The organism is Limnohabitans sp. 2KL-17 (assembly GCF_003063415.1).
Classification (GTDB): Bacteria; Pseudomonadota; Gammaproteobacteria; order Burkholderiales; family Burkholderiaceae_C; genus Limnohabitans_A.
The window spans coordinates 1-17,056 of sequence record NZ_NESK01000022.1 but is presented as its reverse complement, the minus strand read 5'-3'; the positions used below and the strand labels follow the sequence as shown (position 1 = coordinate 17,056).

Annotated in this window: 25 protein-coding genes; all 25 read right to left on the bottom strand. The window is 58.3% G+C overall.

Features of this window, described 5'->3' with window-relative positions; genetic code table 11:
* Window positions 1-41: 41 nt before the first annotated feature.
* On the bottom strand, window positions 42-509 hold the full coding sequence (tatB, locus tag B9Z45_RS12015; protein WP_108407463.1) for a Sec-independent protein translocase protein TatB: 468 nt from the start codon (window positions 507-509) through the stop codon (window positions 42-44).
* A gap of 25 nt (window positions 510-534) precedes the next feature.
* Complete coding sequence (gene tatA, locus B9Z45_RS12010) at window positions 535-774, bottom strand: Sec-independent protein translocase subunit TatA (protein WP_108407462.1); 240 nt, start codon at window positions 772-774, stop codon at window positions 535-537.
* Between the two features lie 109 nt (window positions 775-883).
* Window positions 884-1,240 (bottom strand): histidine triad nucleotide-binding protein, encoded by a 357-nt coding sequence (locus B9Z45_RS12005; protein WP_108407461.1) that lies wholly within the window; start codon window positions 1,238-1,240, stop codon window positions 884-886.
* A gap of 30 nt (window positions 1,241-1,270) precedes the next feature.
* Window positions 1,271-1,648 carry a hypothetical protein gene (locus B9Z45_RS12000; protein WP_108407460.1) on the bottom strand — a complete coding sequence of 126 codons (378 nt, stop codon included), beginning with the start codon at window positions 1,646-1,648 and terminating at the stop codon, window positions 1,271-1,273.
* Between the two features lie 3 nt (window positions 1,649-1,651).
* Complete coding sequence (locus tag B9Z45_RS11995; RefSeq protein ID WP_108407459.1) at window positions 1,652-2,044, bottom strand: phosphoribosyl-ATP diphosphatase; 393 nt, start codon at window positions 2,042-2,044, stop codon at window positions 1,652-1,654.
* 5 nt (window positions 2,045-2,049) lie between these two features.
* Entirely contained in the window at window positions 2,050-2,448 is a 399-nt protein-coding gene (hisI, locus tag B9Z45_RS11990) for a phosphoribosyl-AMP cyclohydrolase (protein WP_108407458.1), read from the bottom strand.
* Window positions 2,442-3,242, bottom strand: coding sequence for an imidazole glycerol phosphate synthase subunit HisF (gene hisF / locus B9Z45_RS11985; protein WP_108407457.1), 801 nt, complete (start codon window positions 3,240-3,242; stop codon window positions 2,442-2,444). The genes hisI and hisF overlap by 7 nt, the downstream gene beginning before the upstream one ends.
* Window positions 3,243-3,309: 67 nt before the next feature.
* Window positions 3,310-4,158, bottom strand: coding sequence for a D-hexose-6-phosphate mutarotase (locus B9Z45_RS11980; RefSeq protein WP_108407456.1), 849 nt, complete (start codon window positions 4,156-4,158; stop codon window positions 3,310-3,312).
* Between the two features lie 2 nt (window positions 4,159-4,160).
* Window positions 4,161-4,901: a 1-(5-phosphoribosyl)-5-[(5-phosphoribosylamino)methylideneamino]imidazole-4-carboxamide isomerase gene (gene hisA, locus B9Z45_RS11975; RefSeq protein ID WP_108407455.1), complete on the bottom strand. Its 741-nt coding sequence runs from the start codon at window positions 4,899-4,901 to the stop codon at window positions 4,161-4,163.
* Window positions 4,902-4,943: 42 nt separating this feature from the next.
* On the bottom strand, window positions 4,944-5,600 hold the full coding sequence (gene hisH / locus B9Z45_RS11970; RefSeq protein WP_108407454.1) for an imidazole glycerol phosphate synthase subunit HisH: 657 nt from the start codon (window positions 5,598-5,600) through the stop codon (window positions 4,944-4,946).
* 49 nt (window positions 5,601-5,649) lie between these two features.
* Entirely contained in the window at window positions 5,650-6,252 is a 603-nt protein-coding gene (hisB, locus tag B9Z45_RS11965) for an imidazoleglycerol-phosphate dehydratase HisB (protein ID WP_108407453.1), read from the bottom strand.
* Window positions 6,249-7,331, bottom strand: coding sequence for a histidinol-phosphate transaminase (gene hisC, locus B9Z45_RS11960; protein WP_108407452.1), 1,083 nt, complete (start codon window positions 7,329-7,331; stop codon window positions 6,249-6,251). The genes hisB and hisC overlap by 4 nt, the downstream gene beginning before the upstream one ends.
* A complete protein-coding gene (gene hisD / locus B9Z45_RS11955; RefSeq protein ID WP_108407451.1) occupies window positions 7,328-8,671 on the bottom strand; it encodes a histidinol dehydrogenase in 1,344 nt (447 codons plus the stop codon). The genes hisC and hisD overlap by 4 nt, the downstream gene beginning before the upstream one ends.
* Before the next feature lie 4 nt (window positions 8,672-8,675).
* On the bottom strand, window positions 8,676-9,317 hold the full coding sequence (gene hisG, locus B9Z45_RS11950) for an ATP phosphoribosyltransferase (protein WP_108407450.1): 642 nt from the start codon (window positions 9,315-9,317) through the stop codon (window positions 8,676-8,678).
* Window positions 9,314-10,579, bottom strand: coding sequence for a UDP-N-acetylglucosamine 1-carboxyvinyltransferase (murA, locus tag B9Z45_RS11945; RefSeq protein ID WP_108407449.1), 1,266 nt, complete (start codon window positions 10,577-10,579; stop codon window positions 9,314-9,316). Before murA ends, hisG begins: the two co-directional genes overlap by 4 nt.
* A gap of 18 nt (window positions 10,580-10,597) precedes the next feature.
* Window positions 10,598-10,840: a BolA family protein gene (locus B9Z45_RS11940; RefSeq protein ID WP_108407448.1), complete on the bottom strand. Its 243-nt coding sequence runs from the start codon at window positions 10,838-10,840 to the stop codon at window positions 10,598-10,600.
* Window positions 10,841-10,846: 6 nt separating this feature from the next.
* Window positions 10,847-11,602: an ABC transporter permease gene (locus B9Z45_RS11935; RefSeq protein ID WP_108407517.1), complete on the bottom strand. Its 756-nt coding sequence runs from the start codon at window positions 11,600-11,602 to the stop codon at window positions 10,847-10,849.
* A gap of 80 nt (window positions 11,603-11,682) precedes the next feature.
* On the bottom strand, window positions 11,683-12,606 hold the full coding sequence (locus B9Z45_RS11930) for an ABC transporter ATP-binding protein (RefSeq protein ID WP_108407447.1): 924 nt from the start codon (window positions 12,604-12,606) through the stop codon (window positions 11,683-11,685).
* An 84-nt stretch (window positions 12,607-12,690) separates the two neighbouring features.
* Window positions 12,691-12,966: an STAS domain-containing protein gene (locus tag B9Z45_RS11925; RefSeq protein ID WP_108407446.1), complete on the bottom strand. Its 276-nt coding sequence runs from the start codon at window positions 12,964-12,966 to the stop codon at window positions 12,691-12,693.
* A gap of 13 nt (window positions 12,967-12,979) precedes the next feature.
* The gene (locus B9Z45_RS11920; RefSeq protein WP_108407445.1) at window positions 12,980-13,633 is read right to left on the bottom strand and encodes a phospholipid-binding protein MlaC; all 654 of its coding nucleotides are present in this window, start codon (window positions 13,631-13,633) and stop codon (window positions 12,980-12,982) included.
* 78 nt (window positions 13,634-13,711) lie between these two features.
* Complete coding sequence (locus B9Z45_RS11915; RefSeq protein ID WP_233252185.1) at window positions 13,712-14,443, bottom strand: VacJ family lipoprotein; 732 nt, start codon at window positions 14,441-14,443, stop codon at window positions 13,712-13,714.
* Complete coding sequence (gene mlaD / locus B9Z45_RS11910) at window positions 14,440-14,919, bottom strand: outer membrane lipid asymmetry maintenance protein MlaD (RefSeq protein ID WP_108407444.1); 480 nt, start codon at window positions 14,917-14,919, stop codon at window positions 14,440-14,442. Before mlaD ends, B9Z45_RS11915 begins: the two co-directional genes overlap by 4 nt.
* A gap of 10 nt (window positions 14,920-14,929) precedes the next feature.
* Window positions 14,930-15,718, bottom strand: coding sequence for a lipid asymmetry maintenance ABC transporter permease subunit MlaE (gene mlaE / locus B9Z45_RS11905; protein ID WP_108407443.1), 789 nt, complete (start codon window positions 15,716-15,718; stop codon window positions 14,930-14,932).
* On the bottom strand, window positions 15,715-16,530 hold the full coding sequence (locus B9Z45_RS11900; RefSeq protein WP_108407442.1) for an ABC transporter ATP-binding protein: 816 nt from the start codon (window positions 16,528-16,530) through the stop codon (window positions 15,715-15,717). The genes mlaE and B9Z45_RS11900 overlap by 4 nt, the downstream gene beginning before the upstream one ends.
* A 255-nt stretch (window positions 16,531-16,785) precedes the next feature.
* On the bottom strand, window positions 16,786-17,056 hold a 271-nt coding region (locus B9Z45_RS11895), incomplete at its 5' end, for a transposase (protein WP_146180911.1).

The window sequence follows — 17,056 nt, the reverse complement described above, 5'->3', positions numbered from 1 at the left end:
GAAGAGGTCGGTTGGACGGCGCGCACCGGGGTGCGCTGGCATCACACAGAATTGAGGGACTTGGGCCGGTAACGGGCCACGCGTGCCGCGCCTGAAAGTGCTTTGGTACGCACCCCGGAACGGGCTTTGTACCACTGGGGCATCGCACCTCTTTTGAGGCGCCAATTTTTTTCCGGATGCTTGTAGCTGGGTGGCGGCGTCTCAAGTTCGGGCAAGTCTTGTGCCAAACCCGCCGTGGTGTCGGCCCAGTCTTTTTCAAAGTCTGACGCCGTGGTCTGGGCCGACTGCTCGACATCGCGGGCCGCCGTCTCCATGGTCTCTTTCATTTTCTTGAGCTCTTCGAGGTCCATGGACCGGTTGACCTCGGCCTTCACATCGGCCACATAGCGCTGGGCTTTGCCCAGCAAAGCACCCAGCGTGCGAGCCACTTTGGGCAACTTTTCGGGGCCGATGACGACCAGCGCCACCACGCCGATCAGGGCCATTTTGGAAAAACTTAAATCCAGCACAAGGCAACGATCAGGCGGTCAGGCATCAAGACTTGGTCTTGGCTTCAACGTCGATGGTGGTTTTTTCAGACTGAACTGAAGAGGCCACTTGACCCGCGACAGGCGCCCCCTCTTCAGGCTTGGTGCCGCCTTCTTTCATGCCGTCTTTGAAACCTTTGACTGCACCACCCAGGTCTGAGCCCATGTTTTTGAGCTTCTTGGTGCCGAACACCATGACCACGATCAACAACACGATCAGCCAGTGCCAAATAGAAAATGAACCCATGGAAATCTCCTAACGTAGTTGCTGGATTCTAAGGGTTCACGCCCCCCGAACCCGATCTGCCTTGATCCAACAAGGAATTGAGGCCGACGGCCTTGTTTTCAAGCTTGCATCAAGCCCTGAGCCAGGGCCGTGGTCCACCCATGACGTGCATGTGCAGGTGGTGTACCTCTTGCCCCCCTTCAGCGCCGTTGTTGACCACGATGCGAAAGCCCCCCTCAGGGTAAGGCTTGCAGCCTGCTTGCAAGGCCAGTTTGGGGGCCAAAGTCATCATGTGCCCCATCAAGCCCGCATGCTCCGGCGCCAATTGCGCCATGGACGGGATGTGCAATTTGGGAATGATCAGGAAATGGACCGGTGCCCAAGGGGCAATGTCATGGAAAGCGAACACATGTTCGTCTTCATGCACTTTGCGCGATGGGATCTTGCCCGCAATGATTTTGCAAAAAATACAGTGGTCGTCGGTCATGGTGAGATGGGGTAAAAAAATCAGCAGGCTTCAGTCCGTCACGGGGCGTTGCCCGTTCAGACGCACCATGCCCAACACGATGCGGTACAAAAACCAGATGGAGATGGCCACCCAGGCCAGCCAACCTGGAAACACAAAGAAAAACCACAAGGGCAAAGTCAGCAGATACAGCAAGCCCGCCCACAGCACGGTACGGATGCGAAAACTGAAATGCGTGGCCTCCCAGCCGTGCGCATCGCCTTTTTTGACCAGATCAATGACCAGCGCCACCAGCAGCAACGCCGGGCCGATTTGCGCACCCGGCACGATGGCACTGACGGCCACCAGCAGATGCAGTATGTAGCTCACCCAACTGATGGTGTGGGTGCTGTCATCCTGGGGTTGACCGTTAGTGGGCTGTTCGTTCATGGCTTATTCGCCCAGCCGTTCGCGTTCGGTGGCTTTGCGCAGGGCTTTTTCTTCGAGTCCGCTCAAACCTTCGCGGCGGGCCAGTTCATTGACCACATCAGCCGGTGTAAGGCCATAGTGCGCCAAGGCGATCATGCTGTGAAACCACAAGTCGGCCACTTCATAGACCAGCTTGGCGGCATCACCACCGTGGTCCACATCTTTGGCAGCCATCACGGTTTCGGTCGCTTCCTCGCCGATTTTTTTCAAAAACGCATCAGGGCCTTTGTGCAGCAGGCGCGCCACATAACTTTTCTCCGGGTCGCCGCCATTGGCCACTTTGCGGCTCTCGATGATGGCCGCAAGGCGCGCCAGCGTGTCGTCTGTGCTCGGTGCCAGGTTGGGAGTAGGGCTCATGACGTTCACTTGTAAATGGTTTCGGGGTCCTTCAGGACCGGTTCAGTCGCTTGCCAGCCCTCAGGCTGCAGGCTCTGGAAAAAGCAACTGTGGCGGCCCGTGTGACAGGCAATGCCAGGCTCATGGCCAAGTTGCGTCACCTTGAGCAGCACCACATCGTTGTCGCAATCGATGCGGATGTCGTGCACCGTCTGCACATGGCCCGACTCCTCGCCCTTGAACCAGAGCTTGTTACGCGAGCGGCTGAAATACACCGCACGTTTGAGCTCGGCCGTCTTTTGCAGCGCCTCACGGTTCATCCAGGCAAACATCAGCACATCGCCGGTGTCTTTTTCCTGGGCAATGACCGGCACCAGGCCCTTGTCGTCCCATTTGATTGTGTCGAGCCAGTTCGTGTTCACAATCGCACCGGTATGCCACGTTCGCGCATGCGCTCTTTGGCTTGTTGCACGGTGTATTCACCGTAATGGAAGATGCTGGCGGCCAGCACGGCATCGGCGCCGCCCAAGCTCACGCCGTCTGCCAGGTGGTCGAGGTTGCCCACGCCGCCGGAGGCGATCACCGGCACGCTGACCGCATCGCTCACAGCGCGGGTCAATTGCAGGTCAAAGCCGCTTTTGGTGCCGTCGCGGTCCATGCTGGTCAGCAAAATTTCACCGGCACCATGCTCAGCCATTTGCGTAGCCCAGGCCACAGCGTCCAAGCCGACGTTTTGGCGGCCACCGTGGCTGTAAACGTCCCAGCCAGGGCCCATGGGCAACCCATGAGCGCTAATGCGTTGCTCGTCTTCGGGGGTGCGGCGTTTGGCATCGATGGCCACCACGATGCATTGCGCGCCGTATTTGGCCGAGGCATCGCGTATGACCTGCGGGTTGGCAATGGCCGCCGAATTGAAGCTGGTTTTGTCAGCCCCGGCATTGAGCAGACGGCGCACATCTTCGACGGTGCGCACCCCGCCGCCGACGGTGAGCGGGATGAAGACCTGGCTGGCCACGGCTTCGATGATGTGCAAGATGACATCGCGGCCATCGCTGGTCGCGGTGATGTCCAGAAATGTCAATTCGTCAGCGCCCTGTTCGTTGTAGCGGGCAGCGATTTCGACCGGGTCTCCGGCATCGCGCAGTTCGACAAAGTTGACGCCCTTGACCACGCGACCGCCGGTCACGTCAAGGCAAGGAATGATGCGTTTGGCAAGCATGAGGGATTCGTTTTGCGTTAAAAATGGGGCCACGGTGCGCTGAACGCAAACGCGACAAGCATGGACCTTACACCACGGCTAGGCGCTGTGCGCCCTGCCAGAAATCACCTGCTGGCACCTGAACAGGCTCGAACACCTGCGCGGCTTCGACGCACAGCATGTGCTGCCAAGCCTGTGCAGGCATGTCAGCAAGCGTTGCACATTTGGCAGCCCCCGGATTCCAGACCACGGTCTGGGCCCAATCCAGGTCTTGTTCAATGGAAAGCCTGTGCGGGCCATCCTGCAATGTATATCCTGCATCGGAGGCAGCATAGACACGGTCAAATTCACCCACAAAATGCAGTTCGGGCGCCCCTGAGTCGTGATGGTCAGTCACCGCATCCCATTCGGCTCGGCCACCTAGCCCCAGCAATCGGGCCTGGGCAACATCGCTGACGGCGAAATAGATATGCAATGCACCCGTAAAGCTCAGCGGCTTGCTGTCGGTGTTCCGTACCACCAGTTGCACCTGCAAGGCGCCCGGTGTCAACTCAACCAACAAAAGGGCTTCAAAGGCCTGATCCCACCACTGACGCGTGGCGGCGCTGTCGGTCAAATGCAGCGCCAGGTGCGCCTTGTCGGCAGCCAGCCGAACGGGCTTGGCCGTCCAGGAAAGATGGCGTGCAAAGCCGTGCTTGGGCAGGTCACCGCGCTGGTTGAATTGGGGAAAGCAAACTGGAATACCACCCCGGATGGCGGCATGGCCGTCCATCACACTTTGGGGGCTCAGGTACAGGCGCTCACGCCCCCCAGCCACCCAGGACAACACATGGGCACCATGGTGGGCCACGACCACACGGTCACCACAAGGCAGTTGCAATTCGGTGGCGGGCAGTCCTGCAAAGTCAAGCTCGCGGCTGGTGGCGCCAGTGCTCATGTTCAGCCGTTAAGTTCATCGGCGCGCTGCTGGGCCAGCGCAAAGTCAAGGTCGCCCGAATACACGGCACGACCACAGATCACGCCTTCCACGCCTTCGTCTTGCACGGCGCACAGTTGCTCGATGTCGGCCATGTTGGAAAGCCCGCCAGACGCAATCACGGGGATGGTGAGGGCTTGCGCCAGTTTGACGGTGGCGTCGATGTTGATGCCGCTGAGCATGCCGTCACGGCCGATGTCGGTGTAAATGATGGACTCAACACCCCAGTCCTCGAACTTCTTGGCCAAGTCCACCACTTCATGACCCGTCAGTTTGCTCCAGCCATCGGTGGCGACCTTGCCATCCTTGGCGTCCAGGCCGACGATGATGTGACCGCCAAACGCGGTGCAGGCATCTTTCAAAAAGCCTGGGTTTTTCACGGCTGCCGTGCCAATGATGACGTAGCGCAAGCCACTGTCGATGTATTTTTCAATCGTGTCCAGGTCGCGTATGCCGCCGCCCAGTTGCACGGGGATATCGTCGCCGACCGCCTTGAGGATGGATTTGATGGCGCTGAAATTTTGCGGCTTGCCAGCGAATGCGCCGTTCAGATCGACCAGGTGCAAGCGGCGAGCGCCTTTTTCGAGCCAAGTGCGGGCCATGGCAGCGGGGTCTTCCCCAAAAGTCGTGGCTTGGTCCATATCGCCTTGCTTGAGGCGAACGCAGTGGCCGTCTTTGAGGTCAATGGCGGGGATCAGAATCATGGCAAATTAACAGCAAGTGAAAGAAACGGCAGTGAAAACCACTCAAGGCTGCCAGTGGAGGAAATTGCGGAACAAGGCCAAACCTTGGGACGCGCTTTTTTCGGGGTGAAACTGGGTGGCAAAAATATTATCACGCGCAATTGCACTGGCAAAGCGGCCACCGTAATCGGTTTCAGCGGCACTGTGCGCCGGGTTGGCAACCTGGGCATAAAAGCTGTGCACAAAATAATACCAGCTGCCGTCCTCAATGCCCTGCCAGAGGGGGTGTGCAGGCCTTGCTTGCCAGACCTGGTTCCAGCCCATTTGCGGCACTTTGTAACGGGTGCCATCGGGTTGGATTTGCCCTGCCAGCTCGAACTTGACGACCTTGCCAGGGATCAGACCCAGGCCAGGGGTGTTGCCCTCGTCGCTGTGATCGAGCAGCATCTGCATGCCCACGCACACACCAAACAAGGGCTTGCTGGCAGCGGCTTCGAGTACGGCCTCCATCAAACCCGACTCGCGCAACTCGCGCATGCAGTCGGGCATGGCGCCCTGCCCTGGCAAGACCACACGGTGTGCGTCCCGCACCACCTGGGGGTCTGAGGTAACCGTGACTTCAGCGTGGTCTACGCTGGACGCGGCATGGATCACCGCCTGCGCCACCGATCGCAGGTTACCCATGCCATAGTCCACCACGGCCACGCGGTTGGCGGTCATGCCAGCCCTTCAGCCGGTTCACCCCAAATGAGTGCTGAGCGTGGGGGCATTACAAACTGCCTTTGGTCGACGGAATCACGCCTACCGAACGCGGGTCGAGTTCGAGTGCGGCGCGCACAGCGCGGGCAAAAGCCTTGAAGATGGTCTCGCACTGGTGGTGTGCATTGACGCCTTTGAGGTTGTCAATGTGCAGCGTGACCAGTGCGTGGTTCACGAAGCCTTGAAAAAACTCATACACCAGCTGGGTGTCAAGAGCGCCCAGAGAACCCGACGTGAACTTCACATCCATGTGCAAACTGGGGCGGCCCGAAAAGTCCACCACCACGCGGCTCAAGGCCTCATCGAGCGGCACGTAAGCGTGGCCATATCGTCGAATGCCTTTTTTGTCACCGATGGCCTGTGCAAAAGCCTGCCCAAGGGTGATGCCGATGTCCTCCACAGTGTGGTGGCCATCAATGTGCAGGTCACCCTGGCAAGAGATGTCCAGATCGATCAGCCCGTGGCGTGCAATCTGGTCCAGCATGTGGTCCAGAAAACCGATCCCGGTGGCCAGTTTGGACTGCCCTGAGCCGTCCAGATTCAGGGCAACACGGATTTGCGTTTCGGCCGTTTGGCGGGAAACATCGGCAGTTCGGTCAGCGGGGCGGTTCATAGAGAATCTTTCAAGGCGGCCAGCAATTGGTCGTTTTCTTGCGCCGTACCCACGGTCAGACGCAGGCAGTTGGACAGCAATGGGTGCATTTTAGAAACGTTCTTGATCAGCACACCGTGTGCCTTCAGACCGTCAAAGCTTTTGGCCGCATCGGGCACGCGCACCAAAATCATATTGGCTTCGCTGGGAAAGGCTTTCACACCAGCCAAAGTTGCCAGCTCTTTTTGCAAGCGCGCACGCTGCTCACGCAGGTCTTTGGCTTGGGCGGCGAACACTTCGGCATGCTCCAAGGCAAACAAGGCGCATTCGTAATCGAGCACGCTGATGTTGTAAGGCGGACGGACCTTGTCAATCTCGGCCACCAAGGCCTTGGGGCCGATCATGTAACCGAGGCGCACACCGGCCAAGCCAAACTTGCTGAGCGTGCGCATCAGCAGGACGTGGGCGTGGCGTGTGATGCGGCCTGCGTAGCTTTTGCTGGCAAAAGGCTGGTAGGCCTCGTCCATCACCACCAGGCCACCTTGTGCGCCCTGAGCCAGAATGATTTTTTCAATCACCTCGTCATTCCACAGGTTACCCGTGGGGTTGTTCGGGTAGGCCAGGTAAACGATGGACGGCTTGTGCGTGTCTATGGCAGCCAGCATAGCGGCTTCATCGAGTTCAAAGTCGGCCGTGAGCGGCACACCGTGAAAGGCCACACCTTGCAACTGGGCGCTCATCGCATACATCACGAAACCCGGCAAGGGCGCCACAATGGCAGCGCCAGGCACATCACAAGCCAGCGCCAGCATCGAGATCAATTCGTCCGAGCCATTGCCCAGCATGATGTCAAAGCCTTCGGGCATGGCCGCATACTTGGCCAGCGCGTGGCGCAAGTCGTTGACACGGCCATCGGGGTAACGGTTCAAAGCCAAAGCACCCAGACGTTTGCCCAAGGCTGCTTGCAAGTCGGCCGGCAAGCGGTATGGGTTTTCCATCGCATCGAGCTTGACCATGCCCGCCGAGTCCTGGATGGCGTAGGAGTGCATGGACTGCACGTCTTGGCGAATGCGTTGCATCAATTTCGGTCTGACGGTCATTTGGCTTCTCTCATGGGGGGCACAGGGTTGAGGCGCAATTCTGCAGCCCGGGCATGGGCTTGCAAGCCTTCTCCATAGGCCAGTTCGGCAGCAATTCGCCCCAGCGACTGGGCACCTGTCTCGCTCACTTCGATCAGGCTGGAACGCTTTTGAAAGTCATACACCCCCAATGGTGAGGAAAAGCGCGCAGTGCCGCTGGTGGGCAACACATGGTTTGGCCCGGCGCAGTAGTCGCCCAGGGACTCGCTGGTGAATGCCCCCAAAAAGATCGCCCCGGCATGTCGCAATAACGGCTCCCACTGGTGCGGGTCGCGGCTGGAGACTTCGAGGTGTTCAGGCGCAATGCGGTTGCTGATGGCGCAAGCCTCTTGCATGTTTCGCGTGTGGATCAGGACGCCCCTGCCGTTGAGCGACTTCGCAATGATGGCGGCGCGCGGCATGGTGGGCAGCAAACGGTCTATCGCAGCTTGCACCTGATCGATATAGGCTGCATCGGGACACAGCAAAATACTCTGCGCCAACTCGTCGTGTTCGGCCTGACTGAACAAGTCCATCGCCACCCATTCGGCGGGCGTTGTGCCATCTGCCAGCACCAAAATTTCGCTGGGGCCAGCGATCATGTCGATGCCCACAGTGCCAAACACGCGCTTTTTGGCACTGGCCACATAGGCATTGCCGGGGCCGGTGATCTTGTCCACTTTGGGAACGGTGGCTGTGCCGTAGGCCAATGCGCCCACTGCTTGGGCGCCGCCTATGGTGAAGGCTCGGCTCACCCCAGCCACACAAGCGGCTGCCAGCACCAGCGGGTTGCGCACGCCCTGAGGGGTGGGCACAACCATGATGATCTCTTGCACACCCGCCACATGGGCAGGAATGGCGTTCATCAGGACCGACGAGGGGTAAGCCGCCTTGCCGCCGGGCACGTAGATGCCCACGCGGTCCAATGGTGTGACCTTTTGACCGAGCAAGGTGCCGTCTTCGTCGTGGTATGACCAACTCTCACCAGACGCTTTTTTTTGTGCTTCATGGTAAGTGCGCACCCGGGCTGCAGCCGCGATCAAAGCATCGCGCTGTGCTGCGGGCAAACTGTCCAAAGCGGCTTGCAATTGGGCCTGGGTGATCTCCAATGCAGACACGTCAGTGGCCTGCAAGCCGTCAAAGCGCTGAGTGTATAGCAGCACCGCCGCATCCCCACGCTGCTGCACATCCGCCAGGATGTCGGCCACGCGATGCTCGATGGCGGCATCGGTGTCGGCAGACCAATGCAGGCGTGCCGCAAAGGCCGCTTCAAAACCGGCGTCGGCCGTACTCAGTTGCAATGGTTTGGCTTGCAGACCCATGTTTTCAGTCTTTCTTCACCGCACCGGCAAAGGCGTTGATGATCGCGCGGATGGGCGCCTGCTTGAGTTTGAGCGCCGCCTGGTTGACCACCAGGCGAGAGCTGATGTCCATGATGCGTTCAACCTCCACCAAGTGGTTGGCTTTGAGCGTGCTGCCGGTGGAGACCAGATCTACGATGGCATCGGCCAGCCCCGTCAACGGTGCCAGCTCCATGCTGCCGTAAAGCTTGATCAGGTCCACGTGCACGCCCTTGGTGGCGAAAAATTCACGGGCAATGGTGGTGTATTTGGTGGCCACTTTGAGGCGAGAGCCGGTGCGCATTGCACTGGCGTAATCGCAGTCGGCACGCACAGCCACACTCATGCGGCATTTGGCGATGTTCAGGTCCAGCGGCTGGTACAGGCCCTGACCGCCGTGCTCAATCAGCGTGTCCAGACCGGTCACGCCCAGGTCGGCACCCCCGTATTCCACATAGGTGGGAACATCGGTTGCACGCACCAGCACCACACGCACATGGGGCTGGTTGGTCGGCAAGATGAGCTTGCGGGACTTCTCGGGGTCTTCGAGCACCTCGATGCCAGCGGCCTGCAGCAACGGCAGGGTTTCGTCAAAGATGCGTCCTTTGGACAGGGCGAGGGTGATCATTTCACTCTTTCAATGTCGGCACCCAGGCCGCGCAGTTTCAACTCCATCCGGTCGTAGCCACGGTCCAGGTGGTAAATCCGCTCGATGGTCGTTTCGCCATCGGCTACCAAGCCCGCAATGACCAGGCTGGCAGAGGCCCGCAAATCGGTGGCCATCACGGTGGCGCCCGACAGCTTTTCAACGCCCTCAAGCACCGACACCTTGCCGTCGATTTGAATGTGTGCGCCTAGGCGAACCAGCTCGTTGACGTGCATGAACCGATTTTCAAAAATGGTTTCTGTCACTTTGCTGGCCCCTTGAGAAATGCAGTTAAGCGCCATGAACTGGGCCTGCATATCGGTCGGAAAGCCGGGGTATTCGGTGGTACGAAAGCTCTGGGCTTTCAAACGGCCTTCAGACCTGACCCGAATAAAACCCTCACCCACCTCGATGGTCGCGCCGGCATCGCGTAATTTTTCGATCACGACTTCCAAGTGATCGGCGCGCCCATGGCGCAAGACCACATCGCCACCGGTCGCGGCCACAGCGCACAAAAAGGTGCCCGCTTCAATGCGGTCTGCCACCACCTGATGCTCGCAGCCCTGCAAGCGCTCCACCCCTTGGATGCGAATGCGGCGTGTACCATGGCCTTCGATCTTTGCGCCCATCTTGATGAGCATCTCGGCCAAGTCAGGTATTTCAGGTTCCTGAGCCGCATTTTCAAGAATGGTCTCGCCTTCGGCCAATGCCGCTGCCATCATGAAATTTTCGGTGCCGGTCACGGTGACCATGTCGGTGGTAATGTGCGCGCCCTTCAATCGGGTGCGGCCAGCAGCCAGGCTGGCGAGCATGTAGCCGTGGTCCACCGTGATCTCTGCGCCCATCGCCTGCAGGCCCTTGATGTGCTGGTCCACCGGGCGCGAGCCGATGGCGCAGCCACCCGGCAAGGACACTTTGGCGTGACCAAAACGCGCCAACAAGGGCCCCAGCGCCAGCACCGAAGCACGCATGGTTTTGACCAACTCGTAGGGCGCTTCAGGCTTGTTCAAACCGCCCGCATCGAGGGTAACGCGGCCATCTTCATGGTGCTCAGCGCTCACGCCCATGTTGCGGATCAGCTTGAGCATGGTCGACACATCCAGCAGGCGTGGCACATTGGCCAGCGTGACAGGCTCGGCGCTCAGCAATGCCGCGCACAACTCCGGCAAGGCCGCGTTTTTGGCGCCAGCCACTTCCAGCGCGCCTTGCAGGCGCTTGCCGCCGCGAATGATCAGTTTGTCCATGTGTACGTTCTTATGCGTTCAGTGCGCTTGGGCTGCCCACTCGGCAGGCGTGTAGGTTTTCATTGACAAGGCGTGCACTTCGTCGGTGTGCATTTTTTGGCCCAAGGTGGCATAGACACGTTGGTGGCGTGCGATGGGGCGCATGCCGGCAAAGGCTTCGGACACGACCACGGCGCTCCAGTGGCGGCCATCGCCATCCACTTCGAGGTGGGTGCAGACCAGCCCTGCGGCAATGATGGCTTGAAGTTGTTCTGAGTTCATGGTGTATCAGCTCCGGATTTTGTAGCCGGTGCGCAAAAGGTAAAGGGTGAGGCTGCCGACCAAGGCCAATGCCGTGGCGACCACGGCCAAGCTGATCCAGGGCGAGACATCGCTTTGGCCAAAAAAGCCGTAACGAAAACCATCGATCATGTAGAAGAACGGGTTCAGATGGCTGAACTTTTGCCAGAATGGCGGCAGTGAATGGATGGAGTAAAAAACCCCTGACAAAAACGTCATGGGCATGATGATGAAGTTCTGAAACGCGGCCATCTGGTCAAACTTTTCGGCCCACAACCCGGCGATCACACCCAGTGCCCCCATCATCGCGGCGCCCATGAAGGCGAAGGCCAAAATCCACAGCGGGTAAACAAAACTGATGTTCACCATCCAGCCAGTGATGACAAAGACGCCCAAGCCCACAGCCAGTCCACGCACCACCGAGGAGCCCACGTAGGCGACAAACCAGCTGCGATGTGAAAGAGGCGTCAGCAACAAAAAGACCAAGCTGCCCATGATCTTGCTTTGCACCAAGCTCGATGAGCTGTTGGCAAAAGCGTTTTGCAACACACCCATCATGATCAGACCGGGAAGCAGAAAAGAGGTGTAGGGCACCTGGTCGTAGACCTTGACGTGGTCTGCCAACACATGGCCAAAGATGAGCATGTACAGCACCGATGTCAACACAGGCGCGGCCACCGTCTGGAACGCCACTTTCCAAAAGCGCAGCACTTCCTTGTAGAGCAGGGTTTGCCAACCCAACAAGAACCCGCTTCGCGCCATCACGGCAAGTGGCTCACGGTCCAATCCAGAGGGCTTGGTGACAGGAGGAGACTCTGTGTTGCTCATGCGGCAAGCCCTTTTCGATTCATGACTTCCAGGAACACGTCTTCCAGATCGGCTTGGCGAATTTCAACATCTTCAGCCACCAAGCCGGCCGAACGGATTGTGGCAAGGTGGTTTTCGATTTCCAGGGCGTTGTGCACTGGCAATTGGACAATTCGGCCCGTGACGCGGGCGATGGCAGCCACATTGGGTGGCAACTCGCCGTCCAGCTTGAATCGCAAGACCTGACTGGTGGCTGCGCGCAACAAATCCGAGGTGCGTTCCAAAGCCACCACCTGGCCGCGTTTGAGCATGGCGATGCGCCCGCAAAGGGCTTCGGCTTCTTCGAGGTAGTGGGTGGTCAGCAAGACCGTGTGGCCTTGCTTGTTGAGCTTGGCGATGAACTGCCAAATCGTCTGGCGCAATTCGACATCGACACCCGCCGTGGGCTCATCGAGCACAATCACACGCGGTTTGTGCACAAGGGCCTGCGCCACCAACACCCTTCGCTTCATGCCGCCTGACAACTGACGCATGTTGGAGCCCGCCTTGTCGGCCAAGCCCAGGCTGTCCAGCAATTCATCGATCCAGGCATCGTTTTTCTTGACGCCAAAATAGCCGGACTGGATGAGCAAGGATTCGCGCACGGTGAAAAACGGGTCAAAAACCAGTTCTTGAGGCACGACACCCAGCAAGCGGCGGGTGATGGCGTAATCGGTCTGAACATCGCGGCCGTGGACCAGCACACGACCCTCTGAGGGACGACTCAGGCCAGCGAGGGTGCTGATCAAGGTGGTCTTGCCTGCGCCATTGGGACCCAGCAAGCCAAAGAATTCACCTTCTTCCACATCAAAACTGACCTGGTCGAGCGCTTTGAACGCAGTTGCTCCTGCCTGTTTGGCCAGGTAAATTTTGGAAACGGATTGGAATGAAATCGCAGGCATGGGAGGGACTTATTTTAAGTGCTGGCCTGCTCACCCCGAGACGATGCAGGGTGATCTTGCTAAAAAGACCTTCAAACGAGGTGTTCAGGCCTGCTGGAGCAGGTCAAGCACGCCATACAGGCTGGCCAATTCACTCAAACGCGGGGGCATGCCTGTGATTTGCACTGAACCGCCTTGTGACAGGACTAGCCGGCGCAAACCCAACAAGACCGCCAAAGCGGAAGAATCAAACTCAAGCAGCGCCGACGCATCGACCTGCACGGATGGCTTCGGGTCCGGCTGCAATTGCGCCACCCACCGGGCCAGACAGGCATCTGCCTGATCGTGCAGCAAGGTGTTGGGCAACTTCAAGGTACTCATGTCAAAGGGGTAATCAGGGCGCTTTGGCGTTGGTTTTGTTGCGTGCAGCCAAACTGGCGACCAGCGCATCGATGCCGCCAGTGTTGATTTCCTTGGTGAACTGCGTGCGGTAATTTTCGATCAACCAGACGCCCAGCACGTTCAGGTCAAAAATCATCCAGCCAGCCCCTTCACCGGGTGTTCTTTCAAGGCGGTAATCCAGTTGGATCGGGTCACCCTTGCCTCGCACCTCGGTGTTGACCACCAGGTTTTTGTCTTCCTGCCCTGCACGCAAGGGTTTGACCACCACCATCTGGTCACTGACCTGACTGAGCGCACCCGAGTAAGTTCGCACCAACAAGATTTTGAATTCATCTTGCAAGCGCTTTTGCTGTTCAGGGGTGGCCTTTCGCCAGGCGGGACCGGTCGCCAGTGCGGTCATGCGGCGGAAGTTCACGTGCGGCATCAGTTTGGCGTCAACCAACTGGATAATTTTGCCCATGTCCCCATTGCGCAGCGATTTATCCGCCTTGATCGTTTCCAGCGTTTCTTGGGTGATGCGCTGAATGAATGCTTCGGGCGCTTCGTCTGCCGCCCACACGGGTGACGCGGCTGTGCACAAGGCCAAGGCGCCAGCTGTGGTCAAAAGGTCGCGGCGGTTAAAGGGCAATGCGGCAGTGGGATTCATGGGCGAAATGGAGGGTCAGGAGACAATATTTATACGAAAAATTATAACCAAGGCTTGCCTGAATTCATTTGGCATGCATCAGGGCGTCTCTGACTCGGTGTAGTCAAAGATTGCAGGGGGATTGCCATCGTAAACGTCGCTTTCACGTTTTTGCAAATACCCATCACGCACAAAAGTGTAGGGGTCCAAGGCCGCCGCCTTGATGACATCCAAGGTCTGAAGCAAGCCTGAGCGAGCATCCATCACGCGCGTCGCGGACAAGGCATTGCGGCTCGACGGATCGTTGAACTGTTGAACCAAGTCGCCCTTGATATTGACCGGGATGGCCAAGGTGTCACGCAAAGTGGAGGGGCCAAAAACTGGCAACACCACATAAGGGCCCGGCTTGACACCCCAATAACCCAGGGTCTGGCCAAAATCTTCTTTGCGTTTATCAAGTCGCATTTCAGTGGCCACATCGAGTACGCCACCTAAACCTAAAAAAGTGTTGACCTGGATGCGCATCAAAGTTTCCACTGTGGCTTGGCCTTTCAATTGCAGGGCACTGTTCACCATCGACCACACATCGCCCAGGTTTCCCAGAAAGTTGTGAATGCCTTTGCGAACCGGGCTCGGCACGACGTTGACGTAAGCCTCTGCCGCTGGCTTGATGGCCACGTTGTCCAACACATCGTTGAAACTGTAGATGCGCCGATTCATTGACTCCCAGGGGTCACGCGCGTCGGCATTGGGCACACTGGCACAAGCTTGCAAGGCCAGCACAATGCAGGGGGCCAGTAATGCACAAATTCTTCGCATAAAGTGGTTCATGGTTTCCGAACTTCTGCCGCGGGCTTCTCGGCTTGGCTGTAAAGAAACTGGCTGATCAGGTTTTCAAGGATCACAGCCGACTGGGTCGAGCCAATGCGGTCACCTGCCACCAGATTTTTTTCGTCCGCACCTGGCGAAACGTCCAGATATTGCTCACCCAATAATCCGCTGGTCAGGATTTTCAGGGAACTGTCTTGTGGAAACCCCACGCCCGACTGCAAGGCCAGGGTGACTTTGGCTTGGAACGATTCGCCATCAAATTCGATTTTCTTGACGCGTCCGACCACCACACCTGCGCTCTTGACGGCGGCGCCAGGCTTGAGGCCGCCGATATTGTCAAATTTTGCACTGACTTCGTAAACTGAATTGAAATTCAGGGTCAATAAATTAGCCGACTTGAGCGCCAGGAAAAGCACCGCAATGGCGCCGATCAAAACGAAAAAGCCGACCCAAACATCATTTTTTGAACGTTGCATACCGTCTTCCTCAAATGCTGAACATCATCGCAGTCAGGATGAAATCCAGTCCCAACACCGACAATGAAGAAACCACCACACTGCGTGTGGTGGCATTGGCCACACCTTCGGGCGTGGGTTTGGCCACATACCCTTGAAGCAAGGCGATGAAGGTCACAGCGACGGCAAACACCACGCTTTTGACGATGCCGTTGCCCACATCCTTGAACACATCCACGCCGCCCTGCATCTGGCTCCAGAAAGAGCCTGAATCCACACCGATGAGCAACACGCCCACCACGTAGCCGCCCAAAATACCCACCGCACTGAAGACCGCCGCCAGCAAGGGCAAAGCAATGATGCCGCCCAAAAAGCGGGGCGCCAAAATGCGCTGAACCGGATCAACCGCCATCATTTCCAAAGCCGTGAGCTGCTCTCCAGCGCGCATCAGGCCAATCTCTGCCGTGAGCGATGCCCCTGCGCGGCCTGCATACAACAAAGCCGCCACCACAGGCCCCAATTCGCGCACCAGACTGAGGGCTACCAGCAGGCCCAGCGCCTCGGCCGAGCCGTAGCGCTGCAGTGTGTAATAGCCCTGCAAGCCCAACACAAAGCCCACAAACAAACCCGAGACAGTGATGATGGCCAGCGAGTAATTGCCCAAAAAATGCACCTGATCGCGCACCAGTCCAAAGCGCTTTAGCGCAACGCCCGACAGGGTCAACAACTTCAAGAACAAGCGCGCGCCAAAGCCCCAGTCGGCCATCATCTGCCGGGTGGTTGCACCCAAGACGGCCAATAAATTCAACGCTTTGTTCATGCCGATCTCCAGTCATAGTCCTCAGCCACCGAAGGGGCCGGGTAATGAAACGGCACAGGCCCGTCGCTAAGGGCGTGCACAAACTGGTGGATCAACGGATCGGTGCTGGCACGCAACTCGGCAGGCGAGCCCTGCTGCGCTACGCCGCCATTGGCCAAAATGACCACATGGTCGGCGATCTCGAAAGTCTCGGTCACATCGTGCGACACCACCACGCTGGTGATGCCCAAACTGTCGTTCAGCCGACGGATCAGGCGCGCTGCCGTGCCCAGGGAAATCGGATCAAGGCCGGCAAAGGGCTCGTCGTACATGATGAGGTCAGGGTCTAGGGCAATGGCGCGGGCCAAGGCCACACGACGGCTCATGCCACCAGATATCTCTGAAGGTCGCAGGTCTCGCGCACCGCGCAGTCCGACCGCATCGAGCTTCATCAGCACGATGTCGCGAATCAGGTCTTCTGACAAACGGGTGTGCTCCCGCAAGGGAAAGGCCACATTGTCGGACACACTCATGTCGGTGAACAAGGCGCCAAACTGAAAGAGCATGCCCATGCGGCGACGTGCAGCATACAACTCGGACTGGGGCATCGTGGTGATGTCATCGCCATCAAACAGCAACTGGCCCTGACTGGCGCGAATCTGCCCACCGATGAGCCGCAACACCGTGGTCTTGCCACCGCCCGACACACCCATCAGGGCCGTGACTTTTCCCCTCGGCACATTGAAGCTCAGGTTCTTCAAGATGACACGGTCGCCGTACCCGAAAGTCAGGTCGCGCAGCTCAACAAGGGGTGGCGTGGATGTGGTGTTCATGAAAAACAAAAGCCGGATGGACCGGCTCTTGTGTGGTTATGTCGCCCGGCTCAACAGTCTGTCAGTCCGGTCCTTCTAGGGATTTTACCTAGAAGTGCATCATATTAGGGCTACGCTGAACAAGCCACCGAATTCAGCGATATGTTGCTAGTTGATTGCATGATGCGAGATGTGATGGGCGAAGCGGCCCAATTTCGGCCCGTATTTCTGGCCTTTTCACGCCAGACACGCGCATTGCGCGCTCTGAAGACGCACTCATGCCATGCGGCGTCCACGCGCTAAGTAGATGTTGGCCAGACCCAAGGCCACGAACGAGCGCGTGGCGTTCTTGGCCAGGCCGCGATAGCGCACCTTGGTGAAGCCCCACAGCCGCTTGACCACTGCGAAGACGTGCTCCACCCGGGCGCGTACCTTGGACTTGTTGCGATTCTTCGAGCGCAGGGCCGGGTCAACCTCACCTCCCTTGCGCACCCGCTGGTTGGTGAAGTCGTTCGCATGTGGTGCCTTGGATGCGATCAGTGCCTTC

Excerpts from the sequence above, each read along its gene's own strand:
- tatA (WP_108407462.1), bottom strand. The coding sequence starts at position 774 with ATGGGTTCATTTTCTATTTGGCACTGGCTGATCGTGTTGTTGATCGTG.
- B9Z45_RS12005 (WP_108407461.1), bottom strand. The coding sequence starts at position 1,240 with ATGACCGACGACCACTGTATTTTTTGCAAAATCATTGCGGGCAAGATC.
- B9Z45_RS12000 (WP_108407460.1), bottom strand. The coding sequence starts at position 1,648 with ATGAACGAACAGCCCACTAACGGTCAACCCCAGGATGACAGCACCCAC.
- B9Z45_RS11995 (WP_108407459.1), bottom strand. The coding sequence starts at position 2,044 with ATGAGCCCTACTCCCAACCTGGCACCGAGCACAGACGACACGCTGGCG.
- hisF (WP_108407457.1), bottom strand. The coding sequence starts at position 3,242 with ATGCTTGCCAAACGCATCATTCCTTGCCTTGACGTGACCGGCGGTCGC.
- B9Z45_RS11980 (WP_108407456.1), bottom strand. The coding sequence starts at position 4,158 with ATGAGCACTGGCGCCACCAGCCGCGAGCTTGACTTTGCAGGACTGCCC.
- hisA (WP_108407455.1), bottom strand. The coding sequence starts at position 4,901 with ATGATTCTGATCCCCGCCATTGACCTCAAAGACGGCCACTGCGTTCGC.
- hisH (WP_108407454.1), bottom strand. The coding sequence starts at position 5,600 with ATGACCGCCAACCGCGTGGCCGTGGTGGACTATGGCATGGGTAACCTG.
- hisB (WP_108407453.1), bottom strand. The coding sequence starts at position 6,252 with ATGAACCGCCCCGCTGACCGAACTGCCGATGTTTCCCGCCAAACGGCC.
- hisC (WP_108407452.1), bottom strand. The coding sequence starts at position 7,331 with ATGACCGTCAGACCGAAATTGATGCAACGCATTCGCCAAGACGTGCAG.
- hisD (WP_108407451.1), bottom strand. The coding sequence starts at position 8,671 with ATGGGTCTGCAAGCCAAACCATTGCAACTGAGTACGGCCGACGCCGGT.
- hisG (WP_108407450.1), bottom strand. The coding sequence starts at position 9,317 with ATGATCACCCTCGCCCTGTCCAAAGGACGCATCTTTGACGAAACCCTG.
- murA (WP_108407449.1), bottom strand. The coding sequence starts at position 10,579 with ATGGACAAACTGATCATTCGCGGCGGCAAGCGCCTGCAAGGCGCGCTG.
- B9Z45_RS11940 (WP_108407448.1), bottom strand. The coding sequence starts at position 10,840 with ATGAACTCAGAACAACTTCAAGCCATCATTGCCGCAGGGCTGGTCTGC.
- B9Z45_RS11930 (WP_108407447.1), bottom strand. The coding sequence starts at position 12,606 with ATGCCTGCGATTTCATTCCAATCCGTTTCCAAAATTTACCTGGCCAAA.
- B9Z45_RS11925 (WP_108407446.1), bottom strand. The coding sequence starts at position 12,966 with ATGAGTACCTTGAAGTTGCCCAACACCTTGCTGCACGATCAGGCAGAT.
- B9Z45_RS11920 (WP_108407445.1), bottom strand. The coding sequence starts at position 13,633 with ATGAATCCCACTGCCGCATTGCCCTTTAACCGCCGCGACCTTTTGACC.
- B9Z45_RS11915 (WP_233252185.1), bottom strand. The coding sequence starts at position 14,443 with ATGAACCACTTTATGCGAAGAATTTGTGCATTACTGGCCCCCTGCATT.
- mlaD (WP_108407444.1), bottom strand. The coding sequence starts at position 14,919 with ATGCAACGTTCAAAAAATGATGTTTGGGTCGGCTTTTTCGTTTTGATC.
- mlaE (WP_108407443.1), bottom strand. The coding sequence starts at position 15,718 with ATGAACAAAGCGTTGAATTTATTGGCCGTCTTGGGTGCAACCACCCGG.
- B9Z45_RS11900 (WP_108407442.1), bottom strand. The coding sequence starts at position 16,530 with ATGAACACCACATCCACGCCACCCCTTGTTGAGCTGCGCGACCTGACT.